This window comes from Niallia sp. FSL W8-0954, from assembly GCF_038005605.1.
GTDB classification, from domain to species: Bacteria; Bacillota; Bacilli; order Bacillales; family Cytobacillaceae; genus Niallia; species Niallia circulans_A.
Genome location: NZ_JBBOTN010000001.1, coordinates 4,848,460 through 4,867,712, shown reverse-complemented (window position 1 = coordinate 4,867,712; position 19,253 = coordinate 4,848,460). Strand labels below are relative to the sequence as shown.

The following is a 19,253-nucleotide window of genomic DNA, read 5'->3' as shown; positions in this document are numbered from 1 at the left end:
CAAGCTAAGACTGCATAAAAGAGTCTTAGCTTGTTATTAAATAACTTTGGAGGGATCCTTTTGGTTCACAGGCCATTCTCCAGTGAATTCTTCTGTATCGTATTCAAAAAAATCTTTTAAATTCATGTCTCTATCATCGAGAAATAGTTCATCCGTAACGGCTTTAATAATACGGGGAATGCCATATCTCATGCCAGATAATGCAGAAGCAGATAAACCACAGCTAATAAGGGCAGCATAATTAAACGAGTATATACCGTGAAGCAATGCTTCTCCTTCTGTGTCACGGCTAATGAAAGAAAAGCCATAGCTTAAATAAGGATGTGCATCAAGCATAGGAGATGCTATTGCCTCCGGGGCTTTATAGCGATCTTTCCAACGGGCTATATGCTTTTCGATTAAACGTAGTTCTGGCCGCAGTTTGGGATCTGTTAATAAACCTGTGCTAATGATTAAGTAATCAAATAAAAACCTTCCCTTTGGTGTAGTTACTTCTGCTTGCTCTCCTTTTTGGGCTACTTTCAGCCAGGGAGAACCGAGATGCAAATGGAAACCAGGCCAGGAAGACGCTCGATTAAAAGTATCATTTGTTGGTGGTTGGTTATGCTGGAAAAAATGGGCCATGCCAGCATATTTTTCGTCATCTGCTAAGGCAGGAAAATGTTCAATCATTCCAGATGCTTCCATTTGCCTAATCGGATTAATGCGTTGCATTTTATGACGGCGAACATATACATGTGCTTGGGCTACCCCCTGTGATAAAGCGAAGTTGGCATTGTCAAATGCAGATGCACCTCCACCTAAAATGGCAATCTTTTTTCCTTTTAAGGAAGAGAAGTCGATGGATGAAGAAGTATGAGTATATAAAGAAGAAGGTAGATTGTCGGATATCATGGCTGGGACATGCCATTCCCCTCCACCTTGGATGCCGGTTGCTAGAATTATCTTTCGAGCGAGTAAAGAAGATGAAATAGTCCCCTTTCTTTTAATATGGAGTCGGTGTATCCCTTTTTCTAATGGTTCAATTAAAGTCAATTTAACTTCATTTTGAACAGGTAATTGCAGAATGTTACGATACCATCTCAGGTAATTCATCCATTCCCGACGAGGGATTTTGTCGATTTTTTCCCATCCTTCTCTACCAAATTGTGCCTCCCACCAGGATCGAAAGGTTAGTGAAGGGATACCAAGATCGATGGAAGTTAAATGTTTAGGAGTACGTAAGGTGACCATACGAGCATAAGTTTCCCATGGTCCTTCCCATCCTTCTTTATTCTCATCGATAACAAGAATGTTCGATACTCTTTCGCGTAAAAGACCAAATGCAATCCCTAGGCCAGATTGTCCACCCCCAACGATGACTACATCGAAAACATGTCCCTCTGCGTGAATTTTTGGACGAACCCAGTTTTCTTCTCCGTAATTAAGATAAGCTAGATCTGTTTGTACACGTTTATTTAAGTCATCTAAGCTCATTTTACATTCCTTCCCCCTTTCACAATTGATGTAAGGATTCCTTACATCAACATACCATGCCAATATATTAACATGTTCTTTTGCATTTTGTATGGATAAAATATCTAAATTTTCTAAAATATTTTGGTCAATTCGTTTAAAAAAGATGTTCACCAAAAAAACGAATAGCAACAAAAGCTGAAAACCTTACTAATTAGATTTTTGGCTTTTGTTATTATTTCGTTTCTTTTTATAATCTTTTTCTCATTCCAACGCTTAGTGCTTTATGTTTCCATAAAATCTCCTTAATTAATGGAGCAACTTCTTTTGTGCTTTGAATAAGCACAATGATTTCAGGCAAGCTTTGAGACAGCTTGTTCTTTTTCTTCCGATGGAAAAGATAATACAGAGAATAACCACAAAAAAAACCGATAATAGCAGCGAGAAGACCACTAAAAATAGGTCCTAAAATTAATTTAAAGCCAATACTAGCACCAATGACAGCCATACCTGTAGCAAAAGCAATACCAATTTCAAAAGAAGAAACATGGATATCGGCAGAAGCCTTTTTTTTCCTACTAATAGGAGGGAACTCATTCATATATAGGACCATCATTTCTTCTGGTGGAACACCTAGTGCTTCCATTTCAGAAAGTGCACGTTCAATTTCAATAGATGGCTGGAAAGTTCCGACAATAATCATCCCTTTACACCTCTTATGCTAAATTTGGAACCGACATATCTGTCTGTTAAGCGTTTTTGCTGTGATTCTTTTGCAAGAATATTATGTTGGACGCAGGTTATATAGGAATGATAAACGGCTCCACCTAATACGGAAGGCATAAAAAGTAGCCAATGTGGGTGTAATATAGCAGTAGAATAAGCAAAATCACCAGTAATGGTCAGAATTATAGCTTTATGTGCATGTGATAATAAAATATATATCCACCACCAGAATATTGCATAAAATCCTAAAAATATTCGGTGATTGTACAATTGGCCCAATCCAGGAAAGAAAAGTGAGTAGAAGACACCTAAAAGAGGGCTCTTATTTTGTAAATATTGTATTTCAAATGGGAATATCTCTACGCTGGCTAAATCAGGTGTGGATAATTCAATATACTTATTTAACTGTACAGCAGAGCGGTAACTATCGCCTATTGTTATTAAATAGATCACAATATATCCAATCATCCAATCTAAATGAATAACGGATCTTGCTAATTCTATTTCTCCACAAAAAGAGTAAACCATCGCTTCATTAATATTAGCACCTGTATTAATAATTACTTCTAAAACAGTCAGCAATGTTGCACGGGCATACTGATTAAGAAGATAATGTCCAAATCCAGGGAAAACAGCAGACCACCAAGCAACAATACTTGGCTTTTGATACATTAAATAGGTGATACCTGCTGTGCTATATTTTGCTTTTGGAAAGGTTAATGTTGCGCTCATTTACATACCTACTTACTAATTTTGGAATTATATATATAGGGTGTGAAAATAAGTTAATCCTATACATTGATTTACAAAAAATAGGAGGTTTAATTTTTAGTAGTTAGCGGAATCTCAGGAAACATGGGTGAAGAGGCTTACACCATATAAGTTGACTAGACAAGTTGTTTATATTAAAATGTATATATATTTAAAAATTGTATACTCCAAAGGGGAGTAGCTTACAGTTACGTCGTCAATACGCGATTAAATCGCCGGCTTAACTGGCAACGAGATGTTGTTTGCGAGACCTTTGCCGTTCTTGGTAAAGGGATAAATAGATAGAAATTTAGAAGCCTTTACCAAATCAATGGAAGGGCTTTTTATTTTTCTTGCAAATACTAAGGAAGCAAGGAGAATGATAAAGTCTATAAATTAGTATGTCAATTTCAAAACAATTTTTTAGGAGGAATAGAAAAACATGAAGAAAATTTTATCAGCAATTCTCACGTTAGGTTTAGTTTTATCTCCAGTAAGTATAGTATTTCAAGACTCTGTAACAACAGTAGAAGCAAAGTCTTATAAATCTGGGAAACGAAGCTTCAATAACAACAATAATAGTAATACAAATTCATTTTTCCAAAAGAAAAATAATACAAATGATACGTCAAAATCTAATCAATCAACGACAGCGAAAAAATCTGGTGGCTTCTTCTCAGGCGGAGGCTTAATGAGAGGGTTAATGGTTGGAGGACTTGCCGGTCTGTTGTTTGGCAGCCTTTTCGCTAATATGGGAGCATTTGGGTCTATATTAGGGCTTTTCATTAATGTTCTTGCGATTGTATTAGTATTCAATTTAATTAAAAGGATATTTACTTTCTATCGAAACAAAAAAAGAGAGGAAGCAAATAATTGGAGAAATTAATCATTCCAGAACAGGATATTATCAATGCAATCTGCGTCTATGTAGCACGAAAAAAACAAGTGCGACCAGAGGAAGTAGAAGTAGAGCTAATGTATGATGATGATTATGGCTTTTCAGCAGAAGCATATGTACATGATCGAAAACAAGTCCTTATCACTCAAAATATGATTGAAGCACTCAGATTGTGGTTAGATGAATATTTAAATATGGACCCATATATGGGGTTGAAATTAGTGTTAGATGATGAAGAGGGCATTATCGCTATAGCAAAGTAGAGAAAAAAAGTAGAGGATACCAGGCTTTAAAGACTGGTATCCTCTACTTTTTCTGACTAAAATTTAATCAAAGTTTAATTTATAATCGTCTGATTTAATCATTTTTAATTTTTTTGAAAAAATATACAGTAGGAATACATTTAAAAGAAATGGAATAATTAAAAAGGTAGAAACCATAATCGTAATGTTTTTACTAGTCCAACCGCCATCAGCTAAGCGCATAAAATTCATAGGTCCGACTAATCCCGATAATCCAAAACCAGCACTATAAGGAGTTCCCTGTATATTTAAATAGCCAGCCAATCCACCCAACACAGCAGCGGTAATAATCATTGGAATAACAATCTTAGGTTTCATAAAGAAATTACCCATTTGTATTTTAGGGGATCCCAAAACATGTGCTAACGCAGTACCTAAAGAGTTTGCTTTATAGCTTGCAATAGCCAGTCCAATACCTGCTGCCACAATGCCAAGGTTTGCTGCTCCTGAGCCAACTCCTGACAGAGATATAACGGTTGCTACACCTACTGTTGAGATAGGCGAAAGAATAATTAAACAGAACAAGACAGCGATAATGATACCCATGAGAATTGGCTGTAAGTTTGTAACATTTTCGATTGCGATGCCAATTAATCCAGTACTAGATTTCATATATGGTAATAATAAGTACCCAGCCATTCCTGGGATTAATATACATAATGTTGGTAATAGAAGAATAGAATAGGCCTTCAAGCGGTCACCGATAAAACGGACAAATAATACCGCAAGCGCTGCGGTTATACCTGTGTTCAAAACAACCCCTATACCATTTAACGTAAATAACCCTTCCGCTGTTTTTTGCACAACACCACTACCAACCATTGCAGCAATACCGATACTAGCTGTCTGTATAGAGGATAGCTTAAAGGATATTCCTACCATTACACCAATAAGCACGGGCAATAAACTCATAATAAATGCAGTAATATCTAATACGTGCTGAAGCGGAGGAAAGAAAGGAATAAAGAGCTTTAAGATTTCACCAAGCAATGCATTTGGGATTAACGAGACAACAATTCCGATACTCATACCATTTAATAATTTACTGAAAAACTCTTTCACCTTAAACTCCCCATTTTCCTTGAATTTGGAGTTTATTATATGTAATAACTAGATAATCGTCAATGATTATTTTTAACGCTTCAACGCGAAAAAGTGAAAAAGTGAAAAAATGATTAGTGTTTTTTAATAAACTATATAAAATGAAATAAAATTATCTATTTTTTTATACAAATGTAAAATAAAATGTTTGAAAAAATGCAAAGTGTAAAAATAAGAAAGAGCTCCTCCTTTTCTAAGTGGAACTCTTTCATGAAATAATTGTATATTTCAATTCGTTTTTTTAAGAATGGAGTTGTTTTTCTCCAATAGTGGTTTTCTGAACACCACGGGAATTCTTATCAAAGTTTCGGAAATACTGTTCGAGCTGTTCTAATGTTTTTCCTTTTGTTTCTGGTAAGAATTTGCTAACAAATGTTATGGCAAATACTCCAAGTACGGCGAAAAGGAAGAATGAATTAGATAAGCCAATCTTATCGAGAAGAATCGGGAAAACTAAACCAATTATAAAGTTTGTTATCCATAAGCAAAATACGGAAACACCCATTCCTAATCCTCGAAGTTTTAATGGGAATATTTCTGCTAACATAAGCCAAGTTACTGGGGAGATGGCCCCTTGTTGAAATGCTAAGAAAGTAACCGTCATACTAAGTACAGCAAACGGTAGAATAGTTGTTCCGTTTAAAGTGAAGGAGAAAATCCCTATTAGTAGTAAGGTAGTTGTAGTACCGATTAGTCCGATAATTAACATTGGTTTTCTTCCTACACGTCCCAACAGCCAAATTCCGAGGAAAGTAGCCAATACAGAAATTACTCCATTGGCGATATTGGCAATGAGAGCGACCTCGGTAGAGAATCCAGTGCTTTCTAGTATTTGTGTTCCATAAAACATGATGGTATTTACCCCCGTGATTTGTTGAACGATGGCAATCCCAATACCAAGAAAGACAATTCTTCTAACCCAAGGAACAGCTAAATCTTTAAAGCCAACTTGTTCCACATGTGCTTCTGTTTCCACTGCTTTTTTTATTTGCTGTAGCTCTGCTTTTGCTCGTTTTTCTTTTCTAATATGCAATAATACACGAAAAGCATCTTTGAATCTGCCCTTTGATGCATACCATCTTGGGCTTTCAGGTACAACAAGCATTCCTATCCATAAGACAATAGCAGGTAAGGTGGCAATGACAAGCATATATCTCCAAGAGTTTCCTGCCCCATCCATTGTATTTCCAATAATAGCATTTGTAATGTAAGCAAGTAATTGACCACTAACGATCATTAGTTCATTTTGGGTTACCATTTGACCACGTTGTTCGGCAGGAGACATTTCTGCTAAGAAGGTAGGGACAGCAACTGATGCTCCTCCGACAGCGATACCGAGTAAGAAGCGGAAAGTAATCATGATGGGGACATTCGGTGCGAAAGTACATCCTAGTGTTGTAATCAGAAAAATAGCAGCTAAATATAAAATAACTTTTCTTCGTCCATAGCTATCCGCGAGTTTCCCACTGAACATCGCTCCGAATGCCGCTCCAAATAAGAGCGAGCTAGTAACAAGACCTTCAGTTACTGCATTGAGGTTTAGCTGATCTGGACGAGCCATATAGGGTAAGGCCCCATTAATAACACCAGTATCAAATCCAAAAAGAAGACCACCAAATGTAGAGATAATGGCAATGATTTTTAAATTATTTTTCTTATTTGTGTTGGTGTTCCTACTGTCAGGGTTTAATTGGTCACTCATAGTATTTACTTTCTCCTCCTCTTATAATAATGCTTTTTTATAGTGTTCATTATTATCGTTGTATTTGAAAGGTAAATCGAAGTTCATCTCCTTTGCTAGCTGGTCGTTCTATCCCTATTAAAATTAGAAATCTTGTACGGCGAAAGGCAATTATTTTACTTGCATAGTAAGAGGGATAAAAATTTTTCATTATTCTTTTATAAAACGTATATTGTTTTGGCTATGTAAGGGATAGGCTTACCAATACATTACCCCGATAAAAATTTTTGAAAACATCTTTACGTACAGGTGAATTTTTTTTCACTAGAGTTATTATCTTGCATTTTTATATAGTTCCGATGCTCAAATAAAAGAATAACAATAATGTGTGAGGGCCGCTCTTTTTAGGGAGGGCATTTATTTTAAGCCTATTTCTATAAGAAAGAAGTGAAATTTGGAAAGATTTTCGGTGGGAGGAATAGATTAGTTAGAAACTAGTGAAAGGGAGGTAATATCTTTACAAATTAGAAGAGAAATCAGCCAAAGAGGAGAGGAAATCAGCCAAAGCGGGGAGGGAATCAGCCAAAGCGGAGGGGGAATCAGCCAAAGAGGAGGGGGAATCAGCCAAAGTGAAGGGGGAATCAGCCAAAGCGGAGAGGAAACAGCCAAAGTGAGGAGGAAATCAGCCAAAGCGAAGGGGGAATCGGCCAAAGAGGAGAGGAAATCAGCCAAAGCGAGGAGGGAATCAGCCAAAGCGGAGAGGGAATCAGCCAAAGCGGAGAGGGAATCAGCCAAAGAGGAGAGGAAATCAGCCAAAGCGGGGAGGGAATCAGCCAAAGCGGAGGGGGAATCAGCCAAAGCGAAGGGAGAATCAGCCAAAGCGGAGAGGAAATCAGCCAAAGCGAAGGGAGAATCAGCCAAAGCGGAGAGGAAATCAGCCAAAGTGAGGAGGAAATCAGCCAAAGCGAAGGGAGAATCAGCCAAAGCGGAGAGGGAATCAGCCAAAGCGAGGAGGAAATCAGCCAAAGCGAAGGGAGAATCAGCCAAAGCGGAGAGGAAATCAGCCAAAGTGGGGAGGGAATCAGCCAAAGCGAAGGGAGAATCAGCCAAAGCGGAGAGGGAATCAGCCAAAGAGGAGGGGGAATCAGCCAAAGTGAAGGGGGAATCAGCCAAAGCGAAGGGAGAATCACCCAAAGCGGAGAGGAAATCAGCCAAAGCGAAGGGAGAATCAGCCAAAGCGGAGAGGAAATCAGCCAAAGCGAAGGGAGAATCAGCCAAAGCGGAGGGGGAATCAGCCAAAGCGGAGAGGAAATCAGCCAAAGCGAAAGGGGAATCAGCCAAAACGGAGGAGGAAATCAGTTAAAGCAAGCAGGATCCCCGTTTAGATAGGGATCATCTGCTTTTTATTTAATGGTGTTAACATGAGGTTCCCTCTTGAACTAGTATTTTAAGAATCTTTTTAAAGGTAGGTCACTTTCTTTTATTGCATTACATATCAGCTTGGCGACCGCTTCAGCACCTTGATTATTGAAATGAGTATCATCTTTTACTCCAATTGGATAATTGCTAGATTCATTGGCTTCAAGATGGAGAAAAAAGTTCCTGGATAAGTCTGGGCCTAGGGATTGAAAAAAGTCTATTGATTTTTTATGAATATCTAGAAGTGCTACTTTGGAGGTTTTGGCGAGTTCCCTCATAGCTTGTGGGTATTCACCAAGAGACATATGATCAATAAGCTGATTTCTAAAATGCCTTCGAGAAACGGAAGTAAGTAATACTGGGTGTGCATTATGCTTATTGGCGGTATGAATAAATGTATGCAAGTTTGTTTGATAGTCTCCGTATGGATCTGTACCGCGAGCTGGGTCATCTTTTTGGTCGTTGTGTCCAAATTGAATAAAGAGATAATCCCCAGGATGAATTGCCTCCTCAATGGCAGATAGTCGTCCTTCGTTTATAAAAGATTTTGTGCTTCTACCATTGACGGCTCTATTATCAATAACAATTTGGTCTGTGAAAAAGGTGGAAAGTTTTTCTCCCCAACCAGTTTCTGGACGCTTATCTGGTGTTTTTTCTGCGGCAGTAGAATCACCTGCTATAAATATAGTTATCTTGTCTGGCATTATTCTCCCTCCCATATGCAGTTTAATGAAATGATTATTATGACAAAGTAGTTTTTAACCAAGCTTCTGCTAAGCTCAACCAGCGATGGACATAGGGAGATTCCTCTGCTAATGCCAGCCCATGTTTTCCAGAAGGAAAAATATGATATTCAAAAGGAATGTTAAATTTGGCTAAGCTTTCCGCTAACATGATGGTATTTTGAACAGGGACTGATTGATCATCAGCAGTGTGCCATATAAAGGTGGGCGGCATATTTTCATCGACCAAATGTTCAATCGAATAAGCTTCTACTAAATGGTTAGGCGGATTTTTTCCTAAAAAATGCTCTCGGCTTCCAGAATGCCCATAAGGCTCCGTGAAGGTAATAACTGGATAGCATAAGACTAGCGCATTCGCACGATTGTTTATTTTGGTGCAAGCAAGACTGGCTAGATGTCCACCAGCAGAAAAGCCAAGCACACCTATTTTATTTTCTAATAAATTCCAATCCTTGGCATTGTTTCGTAGTTGGCTAAATACTTCTTCTAGTTCCTTTATAATGCTTGCATGATTGATTGTTCCAACAGGATAATGGAGAATTCCAGCATGATAACCAATCGAATGAAGCCATTTTACAATTGGCTGCGCCTCTTTTTCTGATAAATGGTGGTACCCTCCACCTGGACAAACGAGAATGAAGGGTCTCTTTTTATTATCTAAAAGGGAGAGATGTAATGTCATATGCTGATTTTCTTTGGAAATTTGGTTATAGTTATCCTTGATGATTTTCAACATATGAACGCTCAAATCCGAAATATTGTTTAGCATTATGGTAGCTAATGTCCTTAACTAAGCTTCCAAGCAAGTCCTCGTCCTCCGGTGCTTCGCCTCGTTCGACAATTTCCCCGATAAATTCACAGAGCACTCGGCGGAAATATTCATGCCTTGTGTACGAGAGAAAGCTTCGTGAGTCTGTTAGCATTCCGACAAAGGTGGAAAGGAGACCAGTGTCACTAAGAACTGTTAATTGATGGCGCATCCCAGCTCTTGTATCGTTATACCACCATCCTGAACCTAGCTGAAGCTTTCCAGGCGTGTGTTTTTGAAAAGACCCCATTAAAGTAGCTAAAACAAAGAAGTCATTAGGGTTAAGGGAATAAAGAATGGTTTTCGGTAATTTCCCCTCTTTTTCTGCACGATCTAACAGACGCTGCAAAGGTATGGTAAGAGGGAGATCATTCATCCCATCATATCCAGTATCAGGGCCTAATTGGTCAAATATTGCTGAATTTGTATTGCGATATGCATGGATATGAAGCTGCATTGTCCAATTATGCTCATGATAAAAACAGATTAAGCGAGTTAAGGTTTCTGTACGATATGCACTGATTTCATATGGGGATAATGCTTCATTTTTAAGTCTTTTTTGAAAAATCGATTCCAGTGTTTTCTCATCTGCTTCTTCATAGGTTAAGATATCCAGTGCATGATCCGATAATTTTCCACCCATTTGGTGGAAATAATCTACACGTACTTTAAGTGCCTCTATTAATCCTTGATAGGAATTGATCGTAACATGTGATTGTATACTTAGCTTTTCTACCCATTCGATAAATCCATCTTGGTCAATATTTAATGCTTTATCGGGACGGAAAGAGGGAAGTACTTGAAAATGTCGTTCTTCATTCTTTAAGCGTTCATGGTAATGCAAATCATCAGTCGGGTCATCGGTCGTACAAACTACTTTAACATTTGAATGGATAATTATATTGCGACGCTTAAAGTCAGCGGTAGCCAATTTCTCATTGGCTAAATCCCAAATAAGAGGGGCATTCTCCTCATTCAGTAATAAATCTATACCAAAGAAACGTTTTAGCTCTAAATGGGTCCATGTATATAGGGGATTACCAATTGTTTTAGGGACTGTACGCGCCCATGCTAAAAATTTGTCATAATCAGAGGCATCGCCAGTAATATGAGTCTCTGGAATTCCGTTTGCGCGCATTAATCGCCATTTATAGTGATCACCAGCTAACCAGGCTTCCGTAAGGTTTTTAAAATTTTTATTCTCATAAATTTCTTTCGGATCTAAGTGACAATGATAGTCGATAATAGGCATCTGCTTTGCATGGTCGTGAAATAGTTTTTGCGCGATATCATTTTTTAATAGAAATTGGTCATTTAGAAACATTAGAATCCCTCTTTCGTTATTTTTATAATTTTTGTTTAATATTGCTTTTATTGTCTCAGTGCTCGAAAACTCAACGTAAGATCAAAAAAGGTAACAGAGAGAGCGTTAGCATCACTGCTTTCAATGAATGCACTACAGGTTAACACTATGTTTCTATCAATCTTCTCCACCTTAGCCAAACGCTTTTCATAAACCAATCAATCTGTTATAAAGTAACTCCTGTTTTAAAAATAGCGATTTCGCGAACGCCATTTGCTTCGTTGCGTGTTTTTTCTCCACTTGCGACCGCTATTACTTTTCCAATAAATTCCTCTAATACTTCATTCATTGGTCGCTCTAGTAAAGGACCGGCATTAAAGTCCATCCAATGCTTTTTATGTTCATAAATAGTAGAATTGGTTGCTACTTTTACAGTTGGAACAAAACTGCCAAAAGGCGTTCCTCGGCCAGTTGTAAATAAAACTAAATGACAATCAGCAGCGGCAAGCGCAGAAGAAGCTACTAGATCATTGCCTGGTGCTTGCAATAGGCTTAGCCCTTTTTTGGAGATTTTCTCTCCATACTGCAGTACATCCACAACCGGTGCTGTTCCAGCCTTTTGTGTACAGCCTAATGATTTATCTTCTAGAGTGGTAATCCCTCCCGCCTTATTTCCTGGGGAAGGATTTTCATAAACAGGCTCCCCATAAGAATGAAAGTAGTGTTTAAAATCATTGATTAAATGGACGATATCTTCGAAAACCTTTTCATCTTCTGCTCTAGCCATGAGCATTTGTTCTGCTCCAAACATTTCGGGGACTTCTGTTAGAATAGTGCTGCCGCCCTGGGAAATTAAGAAGTCTGAAAATGCTCCTAATAGCGGATTAGCCGTAATTCCAGAGAAACCGTCGGAACCGCCACATTTTAGACCAACATTTAGCTCAGCAATCGGAATAGGTTCCCTATGATCATTTCTAGCAGCTTCATATATTTCTTCTAATAGTTCTAAGCCTGCTTCTATTTCGTTGCCTACCTCCTGTGCAACTAAGAATTTAACTCTATTTGCATCATAATCTCCTAGTAACTCTCTAAATTCAGCAACAACGTTATTTTCACAGCCCAATCCAAAAACAAGTACTCCGCCAGCATTCGGATGATTCACAGCATCTATTAATATACTGCGAGTATTTTCATGGTCTTCTCCTAATTGGGAGCAGCCGTAGGGATGCTTCAAAATGGTAATATTATCGAATGTACCTAAGCCAGGATGGAGAGCTTCAAATTCTTTCAGCATATATTCTGCTGTTCCGTTTACACAACCCACGGTCGGAACAATATATAAGTCATTGCGAATTCCTACTTTTCCATTTGCCCGTCTGTATCCTTGGAAGGTAAGCTCCTTTTTAGGGTATTTTACTTGATGGATATCTTGCTCATACGTATATTCAAGTTCTCCATCTAAATTTGTTTTTACATTATGCGTATTAAGCCAATCCCCCCGCGTAATCTCCGTCAGCGTATGTCCGATAGGATAGCCATATTTGATCACATTGCTAGATTTTTGAATATCAGTTAAGGCTATTTTATGGCCTTGGGGAATATCAGCTTTAGCTGTGATCGAGATGCCATCAAGATAGACTGTTTCCGCTGCGTTAATTGGTCTTAGGGCAACCGCGACATTGTCTCGCTCATTTAATTTTAATAGGGAAGGAGGCTGCTTTTCATTATTTAGCTTTTGTAATACAGCTCGAGCACCGTCTTTTCTAAGCATATGGATATATGCAGTTACTTCTTCCACAAGGTTAGGAATAGAGGTTAAGTCAGTATCCCATAAATTTTTGTCATTCAAAATAGTAAAAGCGATAGTTTCGGGATTTTCCCATGCGTTTGAAAAGGCTTCAAGGACTTCATCGCTATCTTTTGGTTTATATTGTGTTCCCCTGTAGGTTAGAAATAAAGCAGCAAGAGAAGCAGTCATGTATGGAGGCAATTGCTGCTGTTTTTCTTGGTATTTAATTAGCAGCGGTAATAAGCGTGCTTTATATTTAGAAACACTGTTTAAAGCAATGGATGATAATTCATGGCGGATAAAGGGATTTTTAAAGCGTTCGATTATAGAGTTTGCATATGCCTTTAAGTCATCTAAAGGGAGAGGTAATAATGGTATAATTTCTTGCTGCATTAATTGATTAATAAAGACCGCAAAATCTGCATCTTTCATCACATCTTCCACAGTTTCAAGACCAGCAAGTAATCCAAGTGGGACCATCGCTGTATGTGGACCATTTAATAAGTGAACCTTTCGTTCTCGATATGGGGTCATATCATCGGTTACCAGTACATTCAATCCCGCCCTTTCGAGTGGAAATGATTCTTTTAATTCTTGTGGACCTTCAATGACCCATAATAAATAAGGCTCTGCTTTAACCATTAAGTTATCAATATAGCCATGTTCCTCATTAAGCAGATTTGCTGTATCACGTGGATAACCTGGAACAATGCGATCTACTAAGCTGCAGCAGAATATATTTTCAGCATGAATCCAGCTAATAAATTCCTCTTCTAAATTCCATAGACTTGCATATTGTAAGACAATTTCTTTAAGTTGATCACCGTTACGATCGATTAACTCACAAGGAATAATCGTAAATCCTGGTTTTTTTAGTTGAAAGCGCTTGAATAGTAGGGCAGTAAGTTTTCCAGGAAAACTAGTTGAAGGTTGATCGATAGAACAATCCCTTTCATCAAATTGTATTCCAGCTTCTGTAGTATTAGAAATAATAAAGGTCAATTCTTCTTGTTCTGCCAATTGTAAATAATTTTCCCAGTCTTCATAAGGATTAATTAATCGATTAGCAGTTGTAATAATTTCACTCGTCTGAACCATTTGACCTTGATAGAACCCCTCAAGCACGACTGTATAAAGATAATCTTGTTCTTCTAAGGTTGGTTTAGAAACATGCTTGGTCGGCTTCACTAACACAGCACTACCGTTGAATAAATGCTGGTTATTCATTTGTTGTAGTTGCCAATTAAGAAATCCTCTCATGAAATTGCCTGAGCCAAATTGAATGACTTTTTCTGGAAAAATAGACAAATTAGGTTTTAATTGCTTTGAAAGCTTTTCCACTATAGTTCCTCCTTTTTTGCACACGTTAACATTTTATGATAAAACAAAACAGTTATGACTGTTTTGTTGGATAACTAAGCGATTCTCTTTTAACTAAAAATGTGTCTACTAAGATTTGTGTCTCCTCTAAAGTGTCGCTATTCATTAACGCAATAAGCATTTGCATGCCAATTTCGCTGATTTTATCAATAGGCTTATGAATAGTGGTTAGGGCTGGGGTAGAGTATTGCGCAAAAGCTGTATCATCAAATCCAATGATTGAGATATCATGGGGCACTTTCCTCTCTTTCAAAAAACAAGCCTTTAATGCACCGATTGCCATATCATCGTTTGCGCAAAATACAAGACTAGGCGGCGTCGGCAGGTCTAGCAATTGCTTCATTTTTTCAAAGCCGCTTTCCATACTATAATCCCCATTGACCATAAATTCAGGCTGTATGGGAAGCTGATGCTTCGACAAGCTATTGATAAATCCTTGTTTTCTTTCAGCAGAGGAACGGAAAGAGCTTTTTCCATTGATGTACGCTAAGTCCTTATGACCAAGGCTAATTGCTTCATCGATGGCTTGTTCTACACCCTGTTGATCGTTTGCTGAAACATTTGGAATAGAAGGATCATCTAGTCTGCGATTTAGCACGACCAACGGTATGCCAGTTTGTTGTATATAGTAAATAAATGCATTGTCTGTGTCACTTTGACTTAGGACGATAATCCCGTCAAATCGTTTGGAAATGATTTTGTCAAAATGGACTAGAGTATCAATTCCATTTACTGCGATACTGTAGTTTTCATCTAGCACAGAATTTACACCTTTTATGACATCGACAAGAAAACTTGAACTGGTACCATGGCTGATACTAGAGAAAAAAACGCCAATTGTGTAAGATTTCTGGTTTACGAGACTTTTAGCATTAAAGTTTGGTACATAATGTAATTCTGTTGCGATTTTCTTAATTTTGTCTTTTGTCGCAGGTTTAATAAGGGGACTATCATTCAGCGCTCTTGACACAGTGGTGTGCGAAACGCCTGCAAGCTTTGCGATATCCTTAATGGTAACCATAGTTCCTCCTGATAATAATGTTAACGTTCACATTTTATAATTCTTCAGGCTTTTTGTCAATCGGACATTTGCTGCACACGTGAAAAAATCCACTCGCAAAAGATAGACTAGATATGCTATTATATGTATAATCTAATCCAGAATATAGAAAATAATCATTTGATACTAGATAAGAAAATGATTATTTTCCGTATTAAATGATTGAATAATATGATAACGCTTACAATGATGGTGAGGTAAGAGGAAATAAGGAGTGAGAGGATTTGAAGAAATTAAGGTTGTTTTACAAGTTATTTTTTCCCTTTTTCCTTTTAGGGATTAGTATTGTAGTTGGCTTTAGTGTATTTATCTATAACTCTACCTATCACTCCGTTGAAGAGGAATTTCTGAAAGATAAACAAAATTATACAAAACAAATTCTCAATAATGTAGAGCAAAAGGTGCGAACGATTGAATATGGATATACGGCATATAGTTCTACTGCAACCTTTGAGACGATTTTTAAGAAGCCGTTATCAGGAAAAGACTTTGATACATATCGTGATATAAAAAAAGAAATCAGTTATATAGAAATGATGGGGATAGAAGGAAGTCAACATAATCTGATCAGCTTAGCAGAAAATTGGGGAATAATTGACGGCTCTTTAAAGAAATTATCGGAAGAGGAAATAGCTGGGTATAAGGAAAAGTATGTGGAAGAGGCGACGCAAAGCTTATTTTGGAGACCTACAAGTATTGGAATTGAGATGATTATGACCTTGCCTGTTTATCAGCGGGATAAATTTGCTTTAGGGATATCTAATATTCCAAGAAGCAGCATTGATGAGATTGTTGATAATGAACAAGATAGTTTAGTAGAAATTTATAATAGTAAAAATGAATTATTATATTCAAGTAGAAAAAAGGAAAGGATATTGTCTCACGAGAATTATGAGAAAATGATAAATGAGGGGGAGAATATCAAAATAGTAGACACAGATGGTAAAAAGTTTGTGTATGCTCAGTCAGACTATAATCGCTGGATTTATGTTGTACAGATTAATCCAAAAGAAATCTCTAATATGATTAATAATACAAGGATTGGTTTACTAATTGTCTCGACCTTATTGATTATTTTGGTCGGTATCATTTCCTATATGTTAGCAAATTCTTTTTCAAGACCTATCCGCAAATTACAGGAGAAATTAGCAATAGATCATCTAAGTGGGCAGAAGAATGAACTTTCCCTTGTTGCTGATTCTGTTGATAAGATTATTGGTCAGAATGAAACATTAATGGCTAGCTTAACCATGCAAAAACCACAACTTGAGACGCTGTTTGTCTTAAGCTTATTTAGAAATAGAATAACAACAAATGAAGCAAAGCACAGGTTAAAACAATTTGGCTATTTCTTTAATGATAGGCATCATTTTTACACAGGATTAATACAAATTGACAATATGGATAGCCAAAAAATTGTTGAGAAAGATTTATACTTATTGGCTTTAAATAATATTGTCGAAGAAATAGTCCCTGCTAAGGAAAGATTGATACCTATTGTATTAAATGATGAGATGCAAGCAACCATATTTATAACCGATGTAAATGATCATGATTCCAGTCGAAGAATTATGAAGTATTATGAGGAAATACAATCTGCGGCAAAGGAATATTTAAATATTACTATCAGCATAGGGATAAGTCCTGTTTATCAAACATTAATTAGTAGCAAAAAGGCAGTTGATTTAGCAAAAGAAGCGCTGCATTATCGTGTAAATGTAGGACCAGAGTCCATCATTTTTTATGATGATATTGCTCCTCTCTTGAATGATGCTTCTATTTCTAAATATCCTGTAGAATTACAAAATGAACTTTTAAATACGATTCGCTCAGGTAATGAGGAGGAAGTGCAGGAGACAGTAGATACGTTAATTAACGAAATCTTCCGGATGAATAAAAATCCAGTCAGCTTAGAGGTGACACTTATTCGGTTAATTAATGAGATTATTCAACTTGGGCAGCTGTTAGGTGCAGAGGCGAAGATTTTTGATAGTATAAAGCCACTTTATTATGAAGCGATTAATGCCTATTATCCTGCTCGAATTAAACAAATGCTAATTGAGCATCTTATTACGCCAATTATTATCAGCACACAGGATAAAACAGATAAGGAGTTTCGGTCTTTATCTGATAAAATTGTTCAAATCATTCAGACAGAGTATGACCAGGAAATTTCTTTAGACATTATTGCTGACCGTCTTCATTATAATCCGAATTACTTAAGCAGCGTATTCAAGAAGGAATATGGAGAAAACTTTGTTGACTATCTAATGGGATTCCGACTGCAAAAAGCTAAATCCTTGCTCGAAGAAACAAATATACCGATTAAGGAGATTGCCGAAAAACTCCAATATCGAAATTCTCAAAACTTCATCCGCTTTTTTAAGAAAAAAGTCGGCATGACCCCAGGAGATTATCGGAAACAATATAATCATTAATTAAAAAGCGTGCAAGAAAGAGCTTAATCTTGCACGCTTTTTATGAACCGCAGAGCACATCCGGTATTTCTAAGATACCCTCTTAAACGGTAAGGGCAAGCTGGATGAGAAATGGCACGCTTTTAAATGTATGAGGTTATAAGTTACTAGAATATCGTTTTTTTAAAGGCTCCTTTTTTTCAGTAACGTCACCCCTTTACAGAGCCTACTAATGCCCCTTTGACAAAATATTTTTGAACAAATGGGTACGCAATAAGCATTGGTACTGTTGCTATAACAATAACGGCCATCTTAATCGTTTGCGCAGGTGGAATAACGTCAACTGACGAACCTTCTGCTTGCATACCGCTTGAAACGATAACAATCTGTCGCAATAAAACTTGAATTGGCCATTTTGTAGAATCATTAATATAAAGAATAGCTGTCATATAAGTATTCCAATAGGTAACAGCATAAAACAAAGAAATGGTTGCAATTGATGGTAGTGCCAAAGGTAGCATAATCTTCCAAAAGACACCTAAATCCGTGCAGCCATCCATTTTAGCCGATTCTTCTAAACTATCCGGTAATGCTTGGAAAAAGTTTCTCATGATAATTAAATTAAACGCATTAATTGCTACAGGCAGTATCAAAGACCAATAAGAATCAATTAACCCAAAGGCTTTAACTACTAAGAAGGTAGGAATCATTCCACCGCTAAATAACATAGAGAATACAACAAGAAAGTTAAGAAATCCCCTTCCATGAAGATATTTACGTGATAAGCCATAGGCCATCAAAGAAGTTAGGACCATACTTACTAAAGTACCGACGCCAGTAACGCCAACCGATACTGCTAAAGATTTAAAAAGTGTTGGTGTAGAAAGAATATAACGGTATGCATCTAACGAAAAAGTTTCAGGAATTAGAATAAATCGTTTAGCTACAACTTCTTGTGTAGAAGCAAAGGAACTAGCTAGAACATTTACAAAAGGCAGAAAACAAATTAAGGCGATAATGATTAAAATGGTTCCATTAATAATAGAAAAGACCTTTCCTCCTTTTGTTATTTTCCTATTTTTATGCGTTTTCTCCATATAGATCCTCCTTATTATTTTGTTTAGCTAGTTGCTTTACTGAAGATGTTTTAATTGCTCGGTTAAGACTGTTAAACGAGCAGCAAGCAGACGGGGAAAGGCCGGTTCAATAAAGGTGGTTCGCCTAAATCCACTTTGCTTTCCGCAGGTGCGTATCTGCGGATTCTCAGACTTTAGAAGCCTTCGTAAAGTCAAGACTCTTTGTAGAAAACAGCGTAAGAAATAGATCTACTCTCTTACTATAAAGTTACTTTATCAAGAGAGGATAATTACGTATATAATCAATATTTCAGAAAAGGAAAACGCTTACCAAGTGCGTTTTTT

At 37.2% G+C, this 19,253-nt stretch carries 14 protein-coding genes and 2 pseudogenes; 4 read left to right on the top strand and 12 right to left on the bottom strand.

Annotated elements, in window-relative coordinates:
- Nucleotides 1–36: 36 nt before the first annotated feature.
- From NX902_RS23725 to NX902_RS23715, 3 genes are all read right to left on the bottom strand, one after another.
- Nucleotides 37–1,476 (bottom strand): NAD(P)/FAD-dependent oxidoreductase, encoded by a 1,440-nt coding sequence (locus NX902_RS23725; RefSeq protein WP_341161046.1) that lies wholly within the window; start codon nucleotides 1,474–1,476, stop codon nucleotides 37–39.
- 229 nt (nucleotides 1,477–1,705) lie between these two features.
- Nucleotides 1,706–2,158 carry a hypothetical protein gene (locus tag NX902_RS23720; RefSeq protein WP_095329419.1) on the bottom strand — a complete coding sequence of 151 codons (453 nt, stop codon included), beginning with the start codon at nucleotides 2,156–2,158 and terminating at the stop codon, nucleotides 1,706–1,708.
- Entirely contained in the window at nucleotides 2,155–2,913 is a 759-nt protein-coding gene (locus NX902_RS23715) for a hypothetical protein (RefSeq protein ID WP_095329420.1), read from the bottom strand. Before NX902_RS23715 ends, NX902_RS23720 begins: the two co-directional genes overlap by 4 nt.
- Nucleotides 2,914–3,373: 460 nt before the next feature.
- Between NX902_RS23715 and NX902_RS23710 the strand changes: the two genes are divergently transcribed.
- On the top strand, nucleotides 3,374–3,817 hold the full coding sequence (locus NX902_RS23710; RefSeq protein ID WP_095329421.1) for a hypothetical protein: 444 nt from the start codon (nucleotides 3,374–3,376) through the stop codon (nucleotides 3,815–3,817).
- Nucleotides 3,805–4,092, top strand: a complete 288-nt coding sequence (locus tag NX902_RS23705; protein WP_047940899.1) for a YxcD family protein — start codon at nucleotides 3,805–3,807, stop codon at nucleotides 4,090–4,092. Before NX902_RS23710 ends, NX902_RS23705 begins: the two co-directional genes overlap by 13 nt.
- Nucleotides 4,093–4,155: 63 nt before the next feature.
- Here NX902_RS23705 and NX902_RS23700 read toward each other — a convergent pair whose 3' ends face one another.
- A complete protein-coding gene (locus NX902_RS23700; RefSeq protein WP_095329422.1) occupies nucleotides 4,156–5,193 on the bottom strand; it encodes a PTS transporter subunit IIC in 1,038 nt (345 codons plus the stop codon).
- Between the two features lie 280 nt (nucleotides 5,194–5,473).
- Nucleotides 5,474–6,934: a sugar porter family MFS transporter gene (locus NX902_RS23695; protein ID WP_163188371.1), complete on the bottom strand. Its 1,461-nt coding sequence runs from the start codon at nucleotides 6,932–6,934 to the stop codon at nucleotides 5,474–5,476.
- A 649-nt stretch (nucleotides 6,935–7,583) separates the two neighbouring features.
- Between NX902_RS23695 and NX902_RS23690 the strand changes: the two genes are divergently transcribed.
- The gene (locus NX902_RS23690; RefSeq protein WP_341161045.1) at nucleotides 7,584–8,276 is read left to right on the top strand and encodes a hypothetical protein; all 693 of its coding nucleotides are present in this window, start codon (nucleotides 7,584–7,586) and stop codon (nucleotides 8,274–8,276) included.
- A gap of 76 nt (nucleotides 8,277–8,352) precedes the next feature.
- Here NX902_RS23690 and NX902_RS23685 read toward each other — a convergent pair whose 3' ends face one another.
- The 6 genes and pseudogenes from NX902_RS23685 to NX902_RS23660 form a co-directional block, all read right to left on the bottom strand.
- Entirely contained in the window at nucleotides 8,353–9,036 is a 684-nt protein-coding gene (locus tag NX902_RS23685; RefSeq protein ID WP_341161044.1) for a rhamnogalacturonan acetylesterase, read from the bottom strand.
- Nucleotides 9,037–9,073: 37 nt separating this feature from the next.
- Nucleotides 9,074–9,811 (bottom strand): alpha/beta hydrolase, encoded by a 738-nt coding sequence (locus NX902_RS23680; protein WP_163185054.1) that lies wholly within the window; start codon nucleotides 9,809–9,811, stop codon nucleotides 9,074–9,076.
- A complete protein-coding gene (uxaC, locus tag NX902_RS23675; RefSeq protein ID WP_341161043.1) occupies nucleotides 9,789–11,207 on the bottom strand; it encodes a glucuronate isomerase in 1,419 nt (472 codons plus the stop codon). The genes NX902_RS23680 and uxaC overlap by 23 nt, the downstream gene beginning before the upstream one ends.
- Before the next feature lie 205 nt (nucleotides 11,208–11,412).
- Nucleotides 11,413–12,891, bottom strand: a pseudogene (locus NX902_RS23670) (UxaA family hydrolase); the annotation flags it as partial.
- 36 nt (nucleotides 12,892–12,927) lie between these two features.
- Nucleotides 12,928–14,316, bottom strand: a pseudogene (locus NX902_RS23665) (tagaturonate reductase); the annotation flags it as partial.
- 52 nt (nucleotides 14,317–14,368) lie between these two features.
- On the bottom strand, nucleotides 14,369–15,376 hold the full coding sequence (locus NX902_RS23660; RefSeq protein WP_095329428.1) for a LacI family DNA-binding transcriptional regulator: 1,008 nt from the start codon (nucleotides 15,374–15,376) through the stop codon (nucleotides 14,369–14,371).
- Between the two features lie 263 nt (nucleotides 15,377–15,639).
- On the opposite strand from NX902_RS23660, the gene NX902_RS23655 reads away from it, so the two are divergent.
- A complete protein-coding gene (locus tag NX902_RS23655) occupies nucleotides 15,640–17,853 on the top strand; it encodes a helix-turn-helix transcriptional regulator (protein ID WP_163185063.1) in 2,214 nt (737 codons plus the stop codon).
- 188 nt (nucleotides 17,854–18,041) lie between these two features.
- On the opposite strand, the gene NX902_RS23650 is transcribed toward NX902_RS23655, so the two are convergent.
- Nucleotides 18,042–18,929, bottom strand: a complete 888-nt coding sequence (locus NX902_RS23650) for a carbohydrate ABC transporter permease (RefSeq protein ID WP_171510197.1) — start codon at nucleotides 18,927–18,929, stop codon at nucleotides 18,042–18,044.
- Between the last annotated feature and the right edge of the window lie 324 nt (nucleotides 18,930–19,253).

Excerpts from the sequence above, each read along its gene's own strand:
- NX902_RS23715 (WP_095329420.1), bottom strand. The coding sequence starts at position 2,913 with ATGAGCGCAACATTAACCTTTCCAAAAGCAAAATATAGCACAGCAGGT.
- NX902_RS23650 (WP_171510197.1), bottom strand. The coding sequence starts at position 18,929 with ATGGAGAAAACGCATAAAAATAGGAAAATAACAAAAGGAGGAAAGGTC.
- uxaC (WP_341161043.1), bottom strand. The coding sequence starts at position 11,207 with ATGTTTCTAAATGACCAATTTCTATTAAAAAATGATATCGCGCAAAAA.
- NX902_RS23660 (WP_095329428.1), bottom strand. The coding sequence starts at position 15,376 with ATGGTTACCATTAAGGATATCGCAAAGCTTGCAGGCGTTTCGCACACC.
- NX902_RS23680 (WP_163185054.1), bottom strand. The coding sequence starts at position 9,811 with ATGTTGAAAATCATCAAGGATAACTATAACCAAATTTCCAAAGAAAAT.
- NX902_RS23695 (WP_163188371.1), bottom strand. The coding sequence starts at position 6,934 with ATGAGTGACCAATTAAACCCTGACAGTAGGAACACCAACACAAATAAG.
- NX902_RS23685 (WP_341161044.1), bottom strand. The coding sequence starts at position 9,036 with ATGCCAGACAAGATAACTATATTTATAGCAGGTGATTCTACTGCCGCA.
- NX902_RS23725 (WP_341161046.1), bottom strand. The coding sequence starts at position 1,476 with ATGAGCTTAGATGACTTAAATAAACGTGTACAAACAGATCTAGCTTAT.
- NX902_RS23710 (WP_095329421.1), top strand. The coding sequence starts at position 3,374 with ATGAAGAAAATTTTATCAGCAATTCTCACGTTAGGTTTAGTTTTATCT.
- NX902_RS23720 (WP_095329419.1), bottom strand. The coding sequence starts at position 2,158 with ATGATTATTGTCGGAACTTTCCAGCCATCTATTGAAATTGAACGTGCA.